The organism is Nocardia sp. NPDC059177, assembly GCF_042755165.1.
Lineage (GTDB): Bacteria > Actinomycetota > Actinomycetes > Mycobacteriales > Mycobacteriaceae > Nocardia.
This window is the reverse complement of the sequence record NZ_JBHZBX010000004.1, coordinates 201,849-219,425: the sequence shown is the minus strand read 5'-3', so window position 1 is coordinate 219,425 and position 17,577 is coordinate 201,849. Positions and strand designations below refer to the sequence as shown.

Sequence of the window (17,577 nt, the reverse complement as noted above, 5' to 3'; positions counted from 1 at the left end):
AGGCCACCGGCGATCCACGCCCGGTCAGCCCCCCTTGCCGAACCCGTCGACGACTCACCGCTACGGCACGACCGGGGCGCCGTCCAACAGCCTGGAACGGCCGATGCGGAGATTCAGGGCCCAGACCTGATACCCCGGATAGCAGCCTGTTATCCGGGGTATCAGGTCTGGGCCGAACTGCGACGGACCAACCCCGTCGCGTACACGAAGCGGCCCCTTTATTACGAAACCTGCGCCCGCGCAGAAGAACTACTCCAGCTCAACATCGAAGACCTCGACCTGGCCGCCCGCAGCGCCCCGGTGAAATCCAAGGGCGCCAAACCCCGCACCCGCCGTCGCGGGCCCGCGCACCACAAGCATGTCCTCGAGACCGTGTACTGGGACGCCGGCACCGCCGGGCTGCTGCCCCGGCTCCTCCGTGCCCGCACCCGCACCCGCGGACCAGTGTTCGTGGGCCACCTTCGACCCGGTCCCGGCAAGTACCTCGCCGACCGCGACGTCTGCCCCGAAACCGGCCTGGCTCGGCTGTCCTACGACCAGTCCCGCGATCTGCTCGACGCCGCCACCGCGGTCGACGGGCCCGGAACCGGTTGGGATCTGCACGAACTGCGCCATTCCGGCCTGACCCACCTCGGGGAATCCGGGGCCGGCCTGCTGGAACTGATGGCCAAGTCCCGGCACCGCAAAGCTGAGAACCTGCGCCGCTACTTCAAACCGTCCCCGCAGGCGATGCGCGACCTCACCTCGCTGCTCGGCCCCGGAGCCGACCGCCGACGCTGACCAGCGACGCCGAGCGAGGCTACCGCTCCCACACCAACGTATCGTCGCGGATGACGGGACGTGCGCCCAGCAGGACAGTGCCCTTCTCCAGGCTGTCGGCCAGTGCCGCGAACATCGCGGTGACCGACGTCCACAACACCCCCTCCCCGGCGCCCTCGGCGCTGTAGGCGCTGACACAGCCCGCCAGGTTCCCGCTGCGGGTGTCGACGAACAGGGTAGTGCCGTCGCGATCGGCGACCGGGACGAACTCTGGCAAGAACAACTCGCTGGCTGTGCCGGCAGGCTCGGCGCCGAGTGTCGCCGGATCGAACTGGGCGGCGAACTCCGGAAATCGTTGACGTTGGTCAGCTCCGAGATCCAGCCACAGGGTTCGGACCTGCTCGCTGCGGTTGATCGCCAGCAGGTCATAGCCGGGCATCAGCGTGGGGAAGTATCCGCCAACGCGACCGAACAGCATAGTGAGGTCGGTGGGGAACTGCAGCGACCAACGGCGTTGGACCGCATCGACATCGATCCCGGTGGCGGGGGTGAACGCGTCGGTGTCGAGTCGGGTTCTCGTCCACTGCTGGATCCGGCCCAGCTGGGAGCCCAGGTCACCCGGGTGGTCCGATGGCCACGGTCTCGGGCCGGCTTCCTCCTTGGTCGCAGCGCGCGGCGGAGCCGCTGATCCCGTAGCAGCGGACGCCACGATTGCTTCGGCGACGTCATGCGCCGCGACAGCGGGATCGAGCAGTCCTTCGATGGTGACCTGGACCCCGTCGAGGTGTCCTTCGACCGATTCCGGGCTGGGTTCGCGTTGCTGGCGCCGCAGATACGCGCGAGCGGTGTCGACGAGGGCATGGGCGGCCTGCTCGAGGGAGTCGGCGTTGCCGTCCAAGCCGGCCGCAGCCGGCGGCATCGACCCGGGCTTCGGGATCGCGACAGTCCACCTCACCTTGAGCCTCCTTCCCATGCCCTCGCATCCGTCACGGTGTCGGCAGATACCCGTTCAGCGTTTGAACGTAGAACGGGTCGTCCATGATCACCCTATTCCAGTGGTAGAACCAGCGGGCGTCACTGCCGCCGCTGCGGTTGTGGCTGGGGTTGATCAGGCAGATGCTGTAGCCGGGCCCGGTGACGCCGGTGGCGACATCGGGCAACAGGCATCCGGCGCCGAATGTTCGTTCCGCGCCGCCGAAGGTGCCGCCTTCGCGGCTGGATGCGAACGGGTACTCGTCACAGTCACGGCCCTGCGGTCGTGGACTCGGAACTCTCGGGTTGTCCTTGCAGGTGATGTCACGGTTCTCGGTTTCGAGCTCCTTCGTGCCTTTTGTGCAGCGGTTGGCTGCCGAGGCCGCCCGGGACACCGGAGGCCTGGGCTGCGGCGATGTGGCCGGCCAGCTCGCCGTTGCGTGTCGGCTCGAAATAGGTGAGAACCGGTCGGATCTCGGGGAACACACATCCCGGCTTGTTCGCCGAGAGCTTGTTGTCGCAGCGGATCACCGCCAGTCCCACCTCCTGAACATGGACGATTTCTTCCCAGCTGTAGGCAGGACCGGGCCGGAAGTTGAAGTCCACGGCCAGCTTGTTCACCCCGACCAGCTGATCCTGGGGAATCGACCCGGGATCGATGTTGTTCTCGACGAAGAACTTCTTACCGTCCTCCATCTCCCACCACGGCATCTGGGTCCCCTGGATATCGCAGGCCTGACCCGGCACCACGCACAGCGGCACCATCTTCAACTTCGCGTACGACATCGCACCCCAGACATCGACGACGATGGCGCGCTGACGGAATGTGAAGACCTCGGTGTCCCACTTGGTTCGCGACTCCATCTCAACGGTGAGCTGGGTTCCGCCTGCAGGCTCGGTCTGGCCGGGCGCGAAGATCTCGTAGTTGACCACAACCACGCGACAGGAATACAAGCGCTCGGTGTGCACAGCGGGGAACTCGTCGTAGCAGACCTTCTGGATCGCCGAATCCGACGGATACTCCGGACCGGCCAGCGGTGCGCGCTGCCCGGACCCGTCAGCCGAGTCGTCCTTGACGCACAAGATCAGTTCGCCATATCCGTTGGTTTTTCGGCGATTGCTACATCTGTCGCCAATTGCATTGGATGCGAACTCGCGACGGTGTGCACATCGACCGGTTCGAGGGTGGCAAATCCAGTCTCTACCAGAGGGATTCGACTGTCTCGGCACCGATGAGGATAGACGGCTGATGGCGCCTGAGTGATCGGTCTGACGCAACTGCCTGCGGATTCCACTACGACTCGCATACGATGCGACTTTCTCGCATCTGATGCGACCAGTGGAGGTGGGTCGGTTTGGTGGGTTTCAGCGGTTCGGTGCCCGGTGCGGCACGGTTGCATCTGGTCGACGGGGTGTCGCTGCTGCGGCCGGAGGAGCAGGTGTTCGATGCGATGCTCGCGGGCTTTGCGAATCAGCAGCTGGCCCGGAATCTGGCCCGCACCACGGCGGAAGGCCGGGAGCGCACGGTCAAGGCGTTCACCGCGTACGTGAATGCCTTTCCGTGGCAATGGAGTCCGGCGATGGTCGATGAATGGCTCGGAGACCTGCGGTCACTACGTGAGCTGAAGCGAACGACGATCCGCTCCTACTCCGAGGCGGTCCGGGCGTTCTGCCACTTCGTCACCGACCCGCTCTATCAGTGGCCGGCGATCTGCGAGGACCGATTCGGCACGCACCCGGTCCAGGTGGTGCACGAGTGGAACACCGCCGCGCACGTCCAGGACAACGAGTCCGATCCGAAGAAGAGAGCGTTCACCAAGGCGGAGCTGCACGCGTTCTTCGGCCACTGCGACGACGAGGTTGCCCGTATTCGGGCCTTCGGCCGCAAGGGCTGGTTGCCCGCCTTCCGTGATGCCACGCTGTTCAAGACGGCCTACGCATTCGGGTTGCGGCGCAACGAGACTCGGATGCTTGATGCGGCAGACTTCGGCTCGAATCCGCATGCACCGGAGTTCGGCCCATTCGGCCGTTGCCAGGTCCGGTTCGGCAAGGCCAAGAAGGGCTCGGCACCGAAACGACGCGGAGTGTTGACCGTGTGGGATTGGACTGGCGACGTCCTTGAAGAATGGTTCACCGAGGTCCGGCCGCTGTTCGGCGTCGACGGCAATCCGGCGGCCTGGCCGTCCGAACGCGGGCTCCGGATCGGTTGCCAGCGCCTGAATTCCCGCTTCGTCGCATACCGCCACGCTCTGGGCCTGGACCACGGGGTCGACTTCCATTCGCTGCGAAGGTCATACGTCACCCATTTGATCGAAGACGGCTGGGATCCTCGGTTCGTGCAGGAACAGGTCGGTCACGAGCACGCGAGCACAACGTCGATCTACACCTGCGTGTTCTCGGACTTCCGCACCCGCACCCTGCGGCGGCGACTGGACGCAACCGTCGCCGCGGCCCTCAAGTCCCAGAAAGGCAAACACGCATGAAACGCTCCATCGGCTACACCTGGCGGCTGCGCGAAATCATGGCCAGCCAAGGCGTTTTCACCGCCACCGAACTGGTTCCGCTGCTGCGTGACCGCGGCATCGACCTGTCCGCGTCCCAGGTCCATCGACTGGTGTCGGGCACTCCGGAACGGATGTCGCTGCAAGTCCTCTCAGCGCTCTGCGACATCCTGGCCTGCACACCGGCGGATCTGGTTGCGACCACCGCCGAGAACGCCGGGGTCCGCAAGACCGGCACCACCGACACGACTGGCCAGCCACCGGTCGTCGCGAAGCTGCGGCCCCGACCGGCTCGCATCCTGCCCGAGGGATGACCAGCCGACCCACGCGGGAACAGCTCGCACGATGGCAGAGTCGCGATTGCGCCCGTTGCGGCAGACATGCCCATGTCGCGGCTTGGTGGCCCGACGGCACACTCTGCCGGACCTGCTGCGATCGAGCCCTTCGCGTCCGGGGCCGTTGCTCGAGCTGCGGTGACGATCGGGTATTACCGGGGCTGACACCGGATTCCGGTGACCCGATCTGCACCGACTGCGCCGGATTCACCACCGCGAACTATCGGTGCTCGCGCTGCGATTACGAAGGCAAGCTCCACGCCGGACGCCTCTGCACCCGCTGCACGTTCTCCGACAAGCTCAACGAACTGCTCGACGACGGCACCGGCCGGATCCGACCCGAACTTGTCCCCCTGGCCGAGCGGCTGCTCGTCATGAACAACCCACTGTCGGGCCTGACCTGGCTCTATCCCCGCAAAGGACGCGCTCGGACACCAGCGGATCTGCTGCGCGAACTCGGACGCGGGCAGATCGAGCTGACCCACGAAGCGTTCCATATCCTCGAACCCTGGCGAGCTGCGGCGCATCTGCGGGAACTGCTCATGGCCTGCGGTGTTCTGCCCGTCATCGACAAACAGATCTGCGGATTCGAACGCTGGCTGCCCGGCCACTTAGCCACCATCATCACAGACCCGGACCACGCCCAAATCATCCGCCGCTACGCCACCTGGCACCTGTTGCCCCAGCTCCGGGCCAAAGCCGAACGCAAACCGATCACCCCATCGAGCCGACGCCGCGCCCACGACCAGGTCACGCAGGCAACCCGGTTCCTGGAATGGCTTGCAGACCAAGGACTTACGCTCGCCACCTGCCGCCAGTCCGATATCGACTCCTGGCACGTCGGCAACGGTCCCCATCGCCGGGCATGCCTTCGCACATTCTTGTTGTGGTGCATCGAAACCAAGCTCTCCCAACGGTTCTACCTGCCCGCCCCGCAGTCGAACCGGGCATCACCGATGCCACCCGAAGACCGCATCGAGCTGATCGGGCACATCCTGACCGACGAAGACCAGCCGTTGCGTTCCCGCGCGGCGGCCGTGATCGTTCTGCTCTACGCCCAACCGCTCAGCCGCGTCGCCCGACTCACCATCGACGACGTCATCCGCGACGGAGACCAAGTGCTCTTGCGGCTCGGCGAACCACCATCCCCGGTCCCCGAACCGGTCGCCGACATCCTGCTGGGCTGGATCGAGAACCGCACCAACATGAACACCGCGACCAACCGCAACTCGCGCTGGCTGTTTCCCGGCCGACGCGCCGGACAACCCATGCACCCCGACACACTCGGTGGTCTGGTCAAGGCGCTGGGTGTCTCCAACGTTCCCGCTCGGACCTCCGCCATGCGGCAGCACGTCCAGCAGATGCCCGCCCCGGTCGTCGCCGACGCCCTCGGCTACCACCCTGTCACCACAACCAAGCTCGCCGCCGAGGCCGCAGAGACCTGGAGCCGCTACGTCACCGCACCCCGGCTTCGGTCACCCGCTGGCTGGAAACCGTCGACAACCCGCGACAATTGATACGCACCAGTCCGTGACTCCGTTAGGCACCGATATCGGAGACATCCAACAGTGCGGATGTCGGTAATCTGACGGCCATGCGTTACGAAGTCCACCGGACCCGGGTGCCAGGAAGCCTTCCCTGTCGGGTGATCGGAAAACTGCAGCCACTGACATGGCGTGTGATCGTGGGTGAGGGCGTCGGACAGCTCGATGGGGGCGTCCATCAGGACTGGTTGGATGACGAACTGCCGTTCGAATTCCGCAGACCGAATGCGGTTTTCTTCGCCATTGGCCCCTACTGAGCCGGAGTCGTGCGGGCCGATCTGCACCGACTGCGCCGCTCTCGCCACCGACTGCAGGTGCTCGCGCCGCGGACGAGAGGACGAGCTTCATGCACGTCGTCTCTGCACTCGCTGCCCGTCCGGTCGTCGCCGACGATCATCTCGGCTACCACCACGTCACCACAACCAAGCTCGCGACCGAAATCGCGGCCACCTGGAGCCCCCACGTCACCGCACCCCGGTTCCGGTCGCCCGAGGGTTGGAAACCATCGACAACCCGCGACAGTTGAATACGCGATCTCACCAGTCCGGAACCCCCGTTCGAGTCGCCAGGGCCATCTGGCGACTCGAACACTTCCTGTCATCTGTCGTGAACCCGCGATGCGGCCGGGATCCGGGCTGGAGTGGCCGCCTCGGCCGGGTCGTCGAGGTCGGTCACCAGAAGTTGCCCCTCGGCAAGTGATTCGGCCGAGATCTCGTGCTCGACCTGCTCGCTGAGTGGCTTCTCCTCGAGGAACCACAGGGCGATCACCGCGATCACCGCGAGCGGCGCCATGAACAGGAAGATCGGCAGCAAGGCGTCATTGTAGGATTCCACGATCGGGATGCGCGCAGCGTCGGGAAGCGCGTTCACCGAGGCCGGCGTCAGCGACTTCATGCCTGAGCCGGCGGCACCGCTCGGGTCGTTGACTCCGCCGAGCTTCTCCTGCAGCAGCGTCGCCAGCCTGGACGCGAACACCGAGCCGACGACAGCGGATCCGATCGTGGCACCGACCTGACGAAAGTAGTTGATGGACGCGGTGGCGGTGCCGACGACCCTTGCTGGGAATGCATTCTGCACGATCAGCGTCAGAATCTGCATGCCGAGCCCGATGCCGAAGCCGAGCACGGCCAGGTACGCGCACATCACCCATGTCGCGGTGTTCGCGTGCATGGTCGAGAGCAGGGTGAGTCCGACGCCCATGATCACCGATCCGATGATCGGGAACATCTTGTACCGGCCGGTCTTCGACACCACCTGACCCGAGAAGGTGGAGGCAATGAGGAGCGCGCCCATCATCGGGATCATCAGAAGTCCAGCCTCGGTCGCGTTCACGCCGGAAACCATCTGGATGTAGGTCGGCATATAGCCGACGGCACCGAACATCGCGATGCCGATCATCAGGGCGGCGATCGTCGTCAGGACGAAACTGCGGTCCTTGAACAACGTCAGCGGCATGACCGGGCTCTCGGCGCGGGATTCGACGAATACGAACAGTGCGGCCAGCGCGGCCGCCCCTACGCCGAGCCCGATGATCTGCGGTGAGATCCACTCGTAGGTCCCACCGCCCCAGGTGCAGACGAGGACGACGGCTGTGGTCGCGGCGGCGATGAGTGACATGCCGAGGTAGTCGATCTTCGGGCGGACGGTGGCGGCAACCTTGGGTAGGTGCAGGAATGCCACGGTTGCGGCGATGGCCAGTGCGCCGAGGGGCACGTTCATCCAGAACGCCCAGCGCCAGCCGGGGCCCTCGGTGAGCCATCCGCCGAGCAGGGGGCCGGCGACTGAAGACACCGCGAATACCGCCCCCATCAGCCCCATGTACTTGCCGCGGTCGCGGGCGGGGACGACGTCCGCGATCGCGGCTTGCGACAGGATCATCAGGCCGCCGCCGCCGATACCTTGGACGATTCGGCCGACGATGAGCACGCCGATCCCCTGAGCGAGCGCCCCGACGACCGATCCGGCGAGGAACAGCACGATCGCGGCGATGAGGACGGGCTTTCGACCGAGGCGGTCGCTGATGCTCCCGTAGACCGGCATCACGATCGTCGAGGCGAGGATGTAGGAGGTGATCACCCATGTCATGTGGTCGACACCGTTGAGTTCGCCGACGATCGTCGGCAACGCCGTCGACAGCACCGTCTGGTTCAGCGAGGCCAGCAGCATCGTCACCATCAGTCCTGCGAACAGCAGGCCCACGTTCCTCTGGTGGCTGCCTGACTCGGACGTGTCCGGCTCCACCGTGGCGGTGGTGGTCATGAAATCTCTCTTCCAGCAGTTGGCGCTTCGGTCAGATGGCGATAAGATGCAAACACGTATCTTACGGCGGGTAACGATAGCCCCTTCGAATAAGATGCGCAACTGTTCCTTAAAGGAGGCGGAATGATGGAACGTAGGCGGGGGGCAGCGCTGGAGACAGCCCTGCTCGACGCGGCCTGGGCCGAACTGGCCGAGACCGGATACGCGAATTTGACGATGGAATCCGTCGCCGCGCGGGCGCGCACCAGCCGCCCGGTGATCTATCGGCGATGGCCCGAGAAGGCCGACCTACTCCGGGCTACCTTGCGGCACATCCTCGAACGGCATCGCCTATCCGTGCCGGACACCGGATCGCTGCGAGGTGATGTCCTCGAACTGATGTCGGAGATCAACCAGACTCGCGTCGGCCTGATGACCGCACTGAGCGTGCAGGTGGCGGAATACTACGAGGCCACCGGTACGAGTCCCAGTGATCTACGCAAACTGCTCGCCACCGAACGACCCGGCGCGCTCGACATCATCTTCGATCGCGCCGCGGCGCGGGGTGAGGTCGACCCGGCTCGGGTCACCGACAGGATCAGGTCGTTACCGTTCGATCTGCTCCGGCAGGAAATGCTGATACATCGGCAGGCCGCCACCGACGCTGTCATCTCCGAGATCGTCGACACCATCTTCCTTCCGCTGATCACCGCACAGACAGATCCGAGCGGCCGGCTCCCGGAAGAATGAGCATCGCTACCGGCGGTTCACAGTCCGAGTTTGGTGACCGCGTTGTCTTCGAGAGGGTTGGCGGTGCGGATGTAGCCGTGCACTGTGCGCGGGTTGGCCCAGCGGCCCTGGCGCATGATCTCGCGGTCGCTGGCGCCGCCGAGGGCGGCTTGGGTGGCGAAGCCGGCGCGTAGGGAGTGACCGGAGAACAGGGCGGGGTCGAGGCCGGCGCGGGCGGCGTAGCGTTTGATCAGTTCGGCGACGGCGCGGCCGGACAGGGCGGTGGCGGCGATGGATCCGTGCCGGTTGATGGTGGGGAAGAGGGGTCGGTCCGAGTTGTTGCTCAGGCGGGTGCCGGTGAAGCCGTGGCAGCGGTGGATCGCGTTGTCGGTGGGCGGGTGGGTGGTGATCCAGGTTTTGGTGCCCGGGTCGCCGCCGTCGGCGTGGATCTCGAGTAGCCGGACCCAGTCGGCGTAGGCGCAGACGGGGCAGGTGCGGGGGTGGGTGCCACGGGGCAGGGCGACGCGTTGTTCGGCGGCGCCGGTCGGGTCGGTTTTGGTGGTCGGCAGGTGCACGATGAGCAGTGGTTCGCCGGTGGTGTGGTCGGTGCGGACGTGCACGTCGCTGATCCGGAGGCCGGCGAGTTCGCTGCGGCGCAGGGCGCCGGCGAAGCCGACGAGCAGGGCGAGGGTGTCGCGGCGGCGGGCGGGTTCGGTGGGCCAAGCGGGTGCGGGGAGTTCGGCGAGGAGCTGGTCGAGGGTGTGCAGCAGGACAGGGCGTTTGCGGGTGGGTGGGGTGCGGCGGGTGCGGCGGATGCCGCGCAGGGTGAGCCGGACGACGTCGGAGCGGGTGGGTGAGGGCAGGCCGTTGGCGGCGTGAACGGCGGCGACTGCGGCCGATTTGCGGTCCAGGGTGGCGGGGCTGAAAGCCCAGGTGCCGTCGTCGCGGCGGGCGTCGGCGGAGGCGGCCAGGTAGACGGCGACGTCGAGGGGGTCGGCGGGTAGTGCCTGGCGGTGTTCGATCTGGCACCAGCCAGCCCAGGCGATCCAGTCGGTGCGGTAGGCGCGCAGAGTGTTGGCTGATTGGGAGGCTTCGAGGTAGCGGCGCAGGGCGCCGGCCTGGTTGTCGTCGAAGCGTTCGCGGACCAGGCGCAGGGCGGCGGTGTCGACCAGGACGCTGCGAACTCCCCGGCGCAGTTCGGTGCGGACCCGTTCGGGCAGTACGACTGCTGCGTCGCTGTCCACGCCTCTCCTGTCGTGTTGCGCTGGTGTCGCCGATGACGGGTCGATCCTAGTCATCGGCGTGGCGTTCACGGCATTTCGGCGAGTTCGGCGAGCTTGGTGTGGATGTAGGCGGCGAGGCGGTGCCGGGCGGCGGTGGTGAGGAAACTGGTGTCGCCCAGTCGCGGAAAATGGTCATCGACGGCGTCGGTGGGGGTCGCGTCGGTGCTGGGTGTGGTGTCGACGAGTTCGAGACGTGCCGGATGCTGCTGGGGCAGAGGAACATTCAGTTCGTCCGGGTCGGTGATTGCTGCTCCGGTGCGTACCATGTCTGAAACCTAACGTTTTGATTACAGCCGTTGTCAACATGGTAGGCCCCGGAGTGATAACCGACACGTTTTCCGGCGAGTCGCCCGCGCCCATCATGGACCGATGCAGGTTGTGCTGGCCGATGCCGAGATCCGCTTCGTCGACTACCCCTTCGCGGGCGCGTCGGTGTATCCGGACGGGGTGCTCGCGGTGGCCGGGATCCGCGATGCCGAGCCGGCCGGTATACCGCCGGAGATCAGGACGATCCATGGCGAGACGTTGTTCGTGCCCGCGGCGCACCGCGTGGAGCTGACCGAGTTCTGCACGGCCAACGCGATCACGGTGCGCAACCGTCCGGATATCTGGTCTGATCTGCTCGAACCGTTCCTGGACACCATCTTCGACGACGACACCCAGCGGGCCACCGAGGACCGCCTGCGGCGGGCCGGACTGTCCACGGCGGGCATCGCCGGGATCCGTGGACGGGTCGAGCCGGCGATGATGTCCTACAACTTCGACAGCATGCTGTGGGAGTGGGGATATCTGGGGTTGTACGACCTGCTGTCGGCGGCCAACGGTGTCCTCGCCCGGCCCGCGGCGCGGGCGACGCTGGGTGACCCGGTGCGGTTCTACGTGTGGGCGATGCGTGTCGCCGAGGGTGACGCACGGTGAACTCATAGCCGCGCGCGAGCCGGCTTCAGTCGAAGATCCCGCCTGCGAAGGGCTGAGTTCGCCACTGGTCGATCGCGGGGGCGAGGGCGGGGCCGAGGATCGGTTGCCGGGCGACCAGTGGGAGGCAGGCGATGGTGCGTGCCATGCCGATCGCTTCGACGAATCGCAGGACACGCGCGTCGAGGCGGCGCAGGCCGAGGCCCTGGGCCGCGGTGTCGTAGGCGGCGGCCGCGTCGGGGCCGAAGGCGGCGAGGTCCCATTCCGCGGGGCCGAGGGTGACCAGTTCGAAGTCGGCGTAGAGCGGGCCGGTGGGGGTGGCGACGATGTTGTAGGCGGGTGCGTCGCCGTGGACGGGTTGCAGGGTGGTGCCGGGGAATTCGGCATCGAAGGCGATACGGGAGGAGGCCAGCGGTTCGAGCAGCGCCCATTCCATCCTGGCTCGTTCGAGGTCGGCGGCGGGGAGGAGTTCGGGGCATCCGGTGAGGGCGTCGAGTCCGGCGGTGACGGTGCGCGGTTCGGCTGCGGAGAGGAACGGGAGTTCCGCTGGGTAGTCGCGCAAGGCGAGGTGCAGGTCGGCGACGAGTGCGGCATTGCGAACGTAGTCGGGTTCGGTGGTCAGGTCTCGTTCGACGTACTGCCAGAACGTCATCGAGAAGCCGTCGCGGTGCACGGGTTCGGTGGCGACGAGCGGGCTCGGCGCGATCACCGGCACGTTCTGGGCGTTCAGCCAGGACACGAGCGCGAGTTCGGTGCGCTGGCGGTGCGTGATGTCGTCGAGGTCGGTTCCGATGGGCAGCACGGTGGGTACACGGACCACGACCGGCGCGGGTGCGAGATGCACCACCACCGAGAACACGTCGTGCAATACCACCGGTTCGTGCACCGTGAGCCCTCGCTCGCGGCCTGCGCCGACGGCGGCGGCGACGGCCCGGGCGGTGCGGGCAGCGAGCTGGTCGGCGGTCATGGTCGCAGTCATGGCGGCGATGGTGCCATGCGGGAGTTGGCGGCGCGAACAATTTTCGGTCGGCGTGGCGGGTGGACGCCGCATCGAGGCTCGCGGCGGCGCAGATGCTGATCGTGCTGGCTGAACCCGGTTCCGTACATGTCACAGCGCGGGAAGTTCGTCGACCAGGCTGTCGAGCAGGTCCCGGTCGCACCGATCTGTGCGCGGTGCCTCCGGTATCGCGTCGCCGAGTTCGGTGGGAAAGCCGTCTACGACGCGACCCGGATCGAGCCGGCCCAGCGCCGAATACCACTGGCGTAGTGGTTCGGCCAGCTGTGCGTGCAGTTCGAAGTGTCTGCGCCGCCGGGTCGGATCCCCGGCGCGCTGTGCCGCCAACTGCTGTGGTTCGGGTATCGACAACAACACCACGTCGGCGAACCCGAGTCGCCGCTGCGTGAACGCCTGACGGACAGCGGCGAGTTCCCGCTCGAACCGCACGACCGGTCCCGCGCCCACCGCCGCCAGACACCAGCTGTAGTGCAGCTTCAGCGGGTCACTGTCGCAGACCGCGACACCGATCTGTTCCTCCAGCTCCCGGGCTCGCATCCATCGCCGCGCATTCACCTCGGTCCAATACCGCGCCTGCTCCTCCGGATCGGACCCGTCCGGCTCCACCCTGGTCGGCAGGTACTCGGCAACGAACCGCAGTCCTGCCCTCTTGCACCACGTCGTCTTACCGGCAGCGCTCGGTCCTTCCACAGCGACGATCACTGCTCCGAGTCTACGATCTGCTGTGCCATGATTTCCGGCCCCTGCTCGGTGCGCAATGCTGTTCGACCGCACGGGATTTCGTCGGGGATCGTGGTCGGGGCGGTGTTCCATTCGGGCATGCTGCCGCTTTTGCTGTTGCCGCGCTGGTCATCATTGTCATTCCAGGGCCGAATGTGTTGTTTGCGATCGGGCGGGCGCTGACGGTGGGGCGGCGGTCGGCGGTGTTGTCGGTGGTGGGTGCGGTGGCGGGGTCGTTCGTGCCGTTGGTGGCCGTGGTGTTCGGGCTGGGGGCGGTGCTGATGGCTTCGACGGTGCTGTTTCTGGTGGTGAAGGTGATCGGCGCCGGATATTTGATCTACTTGGGTGTCTCGACTTTTCGGCGGCGTCGGCAGTTGGCGGAGGTGTTGCGGTCGGCGGTGCCCGGTGCCGACGGTGCTCGGGTGTTCCGGCAGGGTTTCGTTGTCGGTGCGACCAATCCGAAGACGATCGTATTCTTCGGGGCCTGAACACGATGGCATGCAGGCCTGTGAGCGCTGCCGGTTCGATACCGCCGACTCGAGCTGTGCCACATGTGCGGGCGTCGTCGTCTCGGTGGCGGACGGGACGGGGAGACGGATGTGTGCCTGCTGCACGAGCTGATCTTGTGCGGGGGCGTCGTGGCCGAGCACGAACAGCGACCTGCAGCGCCGCGCTCGCCCCGCCGGGCGCGGCCAGCAACGCCCGCACCGCGTAGTCGGCGAGGTCGTGGCACGTTCGATCAGTCGATCTCGGCGAAAGCCGACCCGGCCGAGGCGATCGCGCTTGTCTTGGACCGACAGATGGTATGTACGCGAGGACACCCTGCGCGCAGCCAAGGTGCTCATCGTCTGGTCGCGGCCATGAAGGTGTACTGGGCGCTGCGGCGCACCATCTACGCCGCGAAGTACCTGGCCGATCCGGACTGCCTGCACAAGATCGCTCGCCCGCTCAACAGGGGGCGAATCCCTGCGCGCTGCGCCGTGAGCTGCTCTACGCCCATGAGGGCATGATCCGGGCCCGGCCAGCTCGCCGACCAGACCGAGCAAGAGTGGTGTCTGACCCTGGCCACCAACACCGTGATCGCCTGGACCACCGAGTATTACGGGTTCGCGGGCGCTGCCGACATCGACGCTCAGAACCACACCGCCGACAGCGACGTTCATGAGATCGGCCCGAGGTATGGCGAGGGCGTTTCGTGGGTGGGGCTCGTCTGCGCGCCGAACTGGTGCGCAGGATCCAAGGGCCGCTTACGTTGCGATGGCTACGGCGATCGGGATCGCTGCCAGGACCAGACACGTCACGGTGTTGCCGATCTTGTGTTCGGCGAGGATTGCGATGTATTCGCGCAGCAGGGCGCTGGGTAGGTAATAGCGGGCGGTCGGGGCGCCGACGGCGTGCGCGTCGACGTCGAGTGATCGCGCCAGCAGCGCGGTCCGCAGCACATGGAAGTTCGAGGTGACGAGCACGATGTCGCCGGTGATGGCGTGCTCGGCCAGCAGTTGCGCGCTGTAGCGCAGGTTCTCGCGCGTGTTGACTGATCGGTCCTCGCGCAGGATCCGTTCGTCGGGAACGCCCCGCTCGCGCAGATAGGTGGCCATCGCCGTGGCTTCGCTGACCGCCTCGTCAGGTCCTTGCCCGCCGCTGGTGACCAGTAACGGGTCCGCACCGGCGGCGCGGCAGGCGGCCCAGAGCTGTCCGGCGAGGTCCAGGCGTGCGGCCAGCAGCGGCGGGACGCGGTCACCGATCAACCCGGAACCGTGCACGACGATCGCGGCGCCGACGGGTTCGGTCGTCCAGGCATAGACCAGCGAATAGGTCACAAACACCGCGAGGACGAACCCGAGGTAGGAGGCGACGAGGGTGATCGACACCAGCGCGACCAGTTCCCACTTCCAGCCCGAGACCACCGCGACCACCAGCCCCAGGTAGGGCGCCAGCAGGCCCACCCCAGCTGCCAGTGACAGCGCGTTCGCGATCCGGGTGCCTTCGCGGCGCAGCATGACCAGCCCGTTCCAGATCAGCAGACCGGCGAGGATCACGATCAGCAGGGGGGAGAGCAGCAACAGCAGCGCCACACCGATTCCCGGGCCGTAGTCCTCCACGCCGGAGGTCAGCAGTCCGCCCGCGGTGAACAGCAGCCCGGCCAGCAACAGCACTCCGTTGCCGAAGCGGCGCCGTTCTTTGCGAAAGCGCACCGTGAACACCGCGAGCAGACACACCCCGATCAGTATCATCACCACGCCGCTCACCGTAACTGCAAGGTTGCCCGCCGTGGTCCGACACGCTGTCGTCTCAGGTGAGCCGGACCGCGCGTTGCGCTCGAGCGCCCGAGGGGCAGAGCGGCCGATCCCGGTGTCGCCGCTGCGGAGTTCACCGCGAGACCGGCGGTCCGGCACCCGTACTCGCCCCTCAGTCGACGCGAGGCCATCGCTGGCGGTCGGTCACCGGCGGGCGGGATGCGCCAGGTGCATGTTCCTCACCCGCCGGTGTCGGTGTTCAGTGCTGGCAGAGCCATTCGGTGCCGTAATGGCCGGCGTTGCCACCCTCGAGATGCACCCAGCGGCCGTCGCCCTCGCAAGGGGCGCCCTCGACCCGCTCGGCGGCGGGCTGAGTGGTGGTAGCGGGCGGGACCGTGGTGGTGGGATCGACCGGCGGGACGGTGCCGTCCGGGCCTGCCCCGTGGTTGGGGTTGGTGCAAACGGTGCCCTCACAGGGCACCCAGGTGCCGTCACCGTTGGGGTTGGGGATGGCGCTGGGGCCGACGTAGGAGCCGGCCGGGCATCCCGGATCCTCGTTGCGGGCGCAGTATTCGGCGCTGAGCCCGTTGCCGGTAGAGCCGTCGGCGCCGCGTTCGCCGGTTGTGGGCGGTGTGGGCGGTGTCGTGCCCACGGGGGTGGTTGTCGTGGTCGTGGTCGCGGGTGCGCTGGTGCTCGTCGCCGGCGCCGGGTCCGAATCGTTGGAACAGGCCCCGACACCACAGATCAGGGCCGCGCCGGCGACCGCGATCAGTACACGCTTCATCTGGTCATACCTTTCGAAGCAGACGCGGAGTTTCCTGCCGCGAGGGTTCGCGCCGCGAATTCGCTGACGCAGCGTTTTCGTCGGGAACCGGGTGATGACCGGTCACCGGCAGAGGGGTTACGGGCAGACCATGGCCTGGATGGAATCGGCCAGCGGCAGCAGCGGGCTCGACGCGCCGCCGGTGGCCTCGACCAGAAACACCAGCGGCCAGGAGACCAGCGAGCACGCCGGTGAGGGCGGGGCGGGGGTGGCTCCGGCGGCCCCTGCGCCGGCGAGTACGGCCCCGGCGGTCATGGTGCATGCGACGGTTACGGTAGCTAGTGACTTGCGCACGTGGACTCCTCGCTGTGATCGGATGAACGAGTTCACTGTAATAGACAACTTCGGGCAAACCATCGGATTGCGGACAGCGGGTGTTTCCCTCCGCAACCGATGCAGATGGTCCAGGTCTCGACGAACGACTCGGCATGCCCCCGGTCACCGCCCGGCCGGTCCGTGGTCGCCGGATGCCGGTGCCGAGGGCGGGGGCGGCCGGCCCGGTGTGGGTGTGGTGTCGAGGCGGTGCCAGGCGGCCAGAAACACCAGCGCGGCCAGTACCGATCCGGCCGAAGCGAAGGCCGTGGCGCCGAGATAGATGTTCCAGTCGTCTTCGGCCAGAGCGGTGTCCAGGCCTTCCGTGCGCAGCGGGACCACCCACAGCACACATCCCAGGGCGAGGCTGATCAGCGCCCAGACCGACAGCAACGCCGCCACCAGCACGGCCACGATACGGCGCGGGCCGGTGTCGCGGGCGAGCGCGCCGCGCCGCGCCAGCCACCACGAGGCCAGACACGCCAGGGCCAGCGAGATCGCGTCGGCGGCGAGGGTGTCGCTGAGACGATGCCATTTCGCGGTCAAGGTGAAGTGGCCGATGCCCACTGCCCAGAACGCGACGATCAGCATGGCCGGTCCGCGCCACCGGTAGGGGGCAACGAGCACGATGGCGAAGCACACCGTCATCGCGATGGTGGTGTGCCCGCTGGGCAGGCTGTTGGCCGTGAAACCGCCGGTGGTGTCCACCAATTCCGGGCGCGGAAGTACCCACCGCTTGAGGACCTGGGTGACCAGCTGCCCGGCGACGATCACCCCGACTCCGGCGACCAGCAGATCGACGCGCCGACGCAGCAGCGCGATCACCGCGATCATCGCCACCGCGACCGCCAGCGAGTACACCGTGATCTGGTCCAGGCTCGCCCAGGCCCGTGCCTCATCACGTGCTCCTGCCTGGTCCGCGCCGCGCAGCGCGGCGTTCTCGAGTGCCTGCCCGGTGCTGGTGAGTACCGCCGCCAGATACACCGCGACCGCGCCCGCGGCGCTGGCGGCGGCCAGCAGCGGCCACCGCCGCGACGACAAACCGTCGCGTCCGCCCATGGGTGCCGCGGCGGGTTCGCCGGTGCTTGGTGGCTGGTGTTGTTCACCCGATCGCGGTGGCAACGCCGCCGAAGGGTTTCCCGGATGCATACCAGCAACCTAACTCCGGCCCGGGGCTGACAGTCAGTAGCGCGC

The 17,577-nt window shown here is 67.1% G+C and carries 20 protein-coding genes and 2 pseudogenes; 10 read left to right on the top strand and 12 right to left on the bottom strand.

Annotated features, from left to right (window positions below; genetic code table 11):
- The first annotated feature begins 12 nt into the window (after nt 1-12).
- Nucleotides 13-780 (top strand): site-specific integrase, encoded by a 768-nt coding sequence (locus ACFXK0_RS07470; RefSeq protein WP_379409183.1) that lies wholly within the window; start codon nt 13-15, stop codon nt 778-780.
- Nucleotides 781-799: 19 nt separating this feature from the next.
- Here the strand turns inward: ACFXK0_RS07470 and ACFXK0_RS07465 are convergent, their stop codons facing one another.
- The 3 genes from ACFXK0_RS07465 to ACFXK0_RS07455 form a co-directional block, all read right to left on the bottom strand.
- Complete coding sequence (locus ACFXK0_RS07465; RefSeq protein WP_379409045.1) at nt 800-1,714, bottom strand: hypothetical protein; 915 nt, start codon at nt 1,712-1,714, stop codon at nt 800-802.
- Between the two features lie 31 nt (nt 1,715-1,745).
- Nucleotides 1,746-1,919 carry a hypothetical protein gene (locus ACFXK0_RS07460; protein ID WP_379409044.1) on the bottom strand — a complete coding sequence of 58 codons (174 nt, stop codon included), beginning with the start codon at nt 1,917-1,919 and terminating at the stop codon, nt 1,746-1,748.
- A 136-nt stretch (nt 1,920-2,055) separates the two neighbouring features.
- Nucleotides 2,056-2,961 (bottom strand): hypothetical protein, encoded by a 906-nt coding sequence (locus ACFXK0_RS07455; RefSeq protein ID WP_379409043.1) that lies wholly within the window; start codon nt 2,959-2,961, stop codon nt 2,056-2,058.
- 128 nt (nt 2,962-3,089) lie between these two features.
- On the opposite strand from ACFXK0_RS07455, the gene ACFXK0_RS07450 reads away from it, so the two are divergent.
- The 5 genes from ACFXK0_RS07450 to ACFXK0_RS07430 all read left to right on the top strand — a co-directional run bounded on the left by ACFXK0_RS07450 (nt 3,090) and on the right by ACFXK0_RS07430 (nt 6,637).
- On the top strand, nt 3,090-4,214 hold the full coding sequence (locus ACFXK0_RS07450; RefSeq protein ID WP_379409042.1) for a tyrosine-type recombinase/integrase: 1,125 nt from the start codon (nt 3,090-3,092) through the stop codon (nt 4,212-4,214).
- Nucleotides 4,211-4,546, top strand: coding sequence for a helix-turn-helix domain-containing protein (locus ACFXK0_RS07445; protein WP_379409041.1), 336 nt, complete (start codon nt 4,211-4,213; stop codon nt 4,544-4,546). Before ACFXK0_RS07450 ends, ACFXK0_RS07445 begins: the two co-directional genes overlap by 4 nt.
- 395 nt (nt 4,547-4,941) lie before the next feature.
- Nucleotides 4,942-6,084, top strand: coding sequence for a hypothetical protein (locus ACFXK0_RS07440; protein WP_379409040.1), 1,143 nt, complete (start codon nt 4,942-4,944; stop codon nt 6,082-6,084).
- 77 nt (nt 6,085-6,161) lie between these two features.
- Nucleotides 6,162-6,368 (top strand): hypothetical protein, encoded by a 207-nt coding sequence (locus ACFXK0_RS07435; protein WP_379409039.1) that lies wholly within the window; start codon nt 6,162-6,164, stop codon nt 6,366-6,368.
- Between the two features lie 89 nt (nt 6,369-6,457).
- On the top strand, nt 6,458-6,637 hold the full coding sequence (locus ACFXK0_RS07430) for a hypothetical protein (protein WP_379409037.1): 180 nt from the start codon (nt 6,458-6,460) through the stop codon (nt 6,635-6,637).
- A gap of 71 nt (nt 6,638-6,708) precedes the next feature.
- Here the strand turns inward: ACFXK0_RS07430 and ACFXK0_RS07425 are convergent, their stop codons facing one another.
- A complete protein-coding gene (locus tag ACFXK0_RS07425) occupies nt 6,709-8,370 on the bottom strand; it encodes an MDR family MFS transporter (RefSeq protein ID WP_379409035.1) in 1,662 nt (553 codons plus the stop codon).
- A gap of 123 nt (nt 8,371-8,493) precedes the next feature.
- On the opposite strand from ACFXK0_RS07425, the gene ACFXK0_RS07420 reads away from it, so the two are divergent.
- A complete protein-coding gene (locus ACFXK0_RS07420; RefSeq protein ID WP_379409034.1) occupies nt 8,494-9,099 on the top strand; it encodes a TetR/AcrR family transcriptional regulator in 606 nt (201 codons plus the stop codon).
- Nucleotides 9,100-9,116: 17 nt separating this feature from the next.
- Here ACFXK0_RS07420 and ACFXK0_RS07415 read toward each other — a convergent pair whose 3' ends face one another.
- Together ACFXK0_RS07415 and ACFXK0_RS07410 are read right to left on the bottom strand one after the other, a co-directional pair.
- On the bottom strand, nt 9,117-10,322 hold the full coding sequence (locus ACFXK0_RS07415) for a site-specific integrase (protein ID WP_379409032.1): 1,206 nt from the start codon (nt 10,320-10,322) through the stop codon (nt 9,117-9,119).
- 65 nt (nt 10,323-10,387) lie between these two features.
- Nucleotides 10,388-10,627 carry a hypothetical protein gene (locus ACFXK0_RS07410; protein WP_379409030.1) on the bottom strand — a complete coding sequence of 80 codons (240 nt, stop codon included), beginning with the start codon at nt 10,625-10,627 and terminating at the stop codon, nt 10,388-10,390.
- 103 nt (nt 10,628-10,730) lie between these two features.
- Here ACFXK0_RS07410 and ACFXK0_RS07405 point away from each other — a divergent pair, with 103 nt between their 5' ends.
- Nucleotides 10,731-11,279, top strand: coding sequence for a hypothetical protein (locus tag ACFXK0_RS07405; protein WP_379409029.1), 549 nt, complete (start codon nt 10,731-10,733; stop codon nt 11,277-11,279).
- A gap of 25 nt (nt 11,280-11,304) precedes the next feature.
- Here the strand turns inward: ACFXK0_RS07405 and ACFXK0_RS07400 are convergent, their stop codons facing one another.
- Both ACFXK0_RS07400 and ACFXK0_RS07395 read right to left on the bottom strand, forming a co-directional pair.
- Nucleotides 11,305-12,255 carry an aminoglycoside phosphotransferase family protein gene (locus ACFXK0_RS07400; RefSeq protein ID WP_379409028.1) on the bottom strand — a complete coding sequence of 317 codons (951 nt, stop codon included), beginning with the start codon at nt 12,253-12,255 and terminating at the stop codon, nt 11,305-11,307.
- A gap of 129 nt (nt 12,256-12,384) precedes the next feature.
- Complete coding sequence (locus tag ACFXK0_RS07395) at nt 12,385-12,993, bottom strand: hypothetical protein (RefSeq protein WP_379409026.1); 609 nt, start codon at nt 12,991-12,993, stop codon at nt 12,385-12,387.
- Between ACFXK0_RS07395 and ACFXK0_RS07390 the strand changes: the two genes are divergently transcribed.
- Both ACFXK0_RS07390 and ACFXK0_RS07385 read left to right on the top strand, forming a co-directional pair.
- Nucleotides 12,933-13,499 carry a LysE family translocator gene (locus ACFXK0_RS07390; protein WP_379409182.1) on the top strand — a complete coding sequence of 189 codons (567 nt, stop codon included), beginning with the start codon at nt 12,933-12,935 and terminating at the stop codon, nt 13,497-13,499. The genes ACFXK0_RS07395 and ACFXK0_RS07390 overlap by 61 nt on opposite strands.
- Before the next feature lie 360 nt (nt 13,500-13,859).
- Nucleotides 13,860-14,124, top strand: a pseudogene (locus tag ACFXK0_RS07385) (Tn3 family transposase); the annotation flags it as partial.
- Nucleotides 14,125-14,258: 134 nt separating this feature from the next.
- On the opposite strand, the gene ACFXK0_RS07380 reads toward ACFXK0_RS07385, so the two are convergent.
- The 4 genes and pseudogenes from ACFXK0_RS07380 to ACFXK0_RS07365 all read right to left on the bottom strand — a co-directional run bounded on the left by ACFXK0_RS07380 (nt 14,259) and on the right by ACFXK0_RS07365 (nt 17,424).
- A complete protein-coding gene (locus ACFXK0_RS07380) occupies nt 14,259-15,245 on the bottom strand; it encodes a YdcF family protein (RefSeq protein ID WP_379409181.1) in 987 nt (328 codons plus the stop codon).
- Nucleotides 15,246-15,663: 418 nt separating this feature from the next.
- A pseudogene (locus ACFXK0_RS07375) lies at nt 15,664-15,867 on the bottom strand (hypothetical protein); the annotation flags it as partial.
- Nucleotides 15,868-16,149: 282 nt separating this feature from the next.
- Nucleotides 16,150-16,326 carry a hypothetical protein gene (locus tag ACFXK0_RS07370; protein ID WP_379409025.1) on the bottom strand — a complete coding sequence of 59 codons (177 nt, stop codon included), beginning with the start codon at nt 16,324-16,326 and terminating at the stop codon, nt 16,150-16,152.
- A gap of 183 nt (nt 16,327-16,509) precedes the next feature.
- Entirely contained in the window at nt 16,510-17,424 is a 915-nt protein-coding gene (locus ACFXK0_RS07365) for a phosphatase PAP2 family protein (RefSeq protein ID WP_379409023.1), read from the bottom strand.
- Nucleotides 17,425-17,577: the final 153 nt, after the last annotated feature.

Excerpts from the sequence above, each read along its gene's own strand:
- ACFXK0_RS07445 (WP_379409041.1), top strand. The coding sequence starts at position 4,211 with ATGAAACGCTCCATCGGCTACACCTGGCGGCTGCGCGAAATCATGGCC.
- ACFXK0_RS07440 (WP_379409040.1), top strand. The coding sequence starts at position 4,942 with ATGAACAACCCACTGTCGGGCCTGACCTGGCTCTATCCCCGCAAAGGA.
- ACFXK0_RS07435 (WP_379409039.1), top strand. The coding sequence starts at position 6,162 with ATGCGTTACGAAGTCCACCGGACCCGGGTGCCAGGAAGCCTTCCCTGT.
- ACFXK0_RS07430 (WP_379409037.1), top strand. The coding sequence starts at position 6,458 with ATGCACGTCGTCTCTGCACTCGCTGCCCGTCCGGTCGTCGCCGACGAT.
- ACFXK0_RS07425 (WP_379409035.1), bottom strand. The coding sequence starts at position 8,370 with ATGACCACCACCGCCACGGTGGAGCCGGACACGTCCGAGTCAGGCAGC.
- ACFXK0_RS07420 (WP_379409034.1), top strand. The coding sequence starts at position 8,494 with ATGATGGAACGTAGGCGGGGGGCAGCGCTGGAGACAGCCCTGCTCGAC.
- ACFXK0_RS07410 (WP_379409030.1), bottom strand. The coding sequence starts at position 10,627 with ATGGTACGCACCGGAGCAGCAATCACCGACCCGGACGAACTGAATGTT.
- ACFXK0_RS07405 (WP_379409029.1), top strand. The coding sequence starts at position 10,731 with ATGCAGGTTGTGCTGGCCGATGCCGAGATCCGCTTCGTCGACTACCCC.
- ACFXK0_RS07400 (WP_379409028.1), bottom strand. The coding sequence starts at position 12,255 with ATGACTGCGACCATGACCGCCGACCAGCTCGCTGCCCGCACCGCCCGG.
- ACFXK0_RS07380 (WP_379409181.1), bottom strand. The coding sequence starts at position 15,245 with ATGATACTGATCGGGGTGTGTCTGCTCGCGGTGTTCACGGTGCGCTTT.
- ACFXK0_RS07370 (WP_379409025.1), bottom strand. The coding sequence starts at position 16,326 with ATGACCGCCGGGGCCGTACTCGCCGGCGCAGGGGCCGCCGGAGCCACC.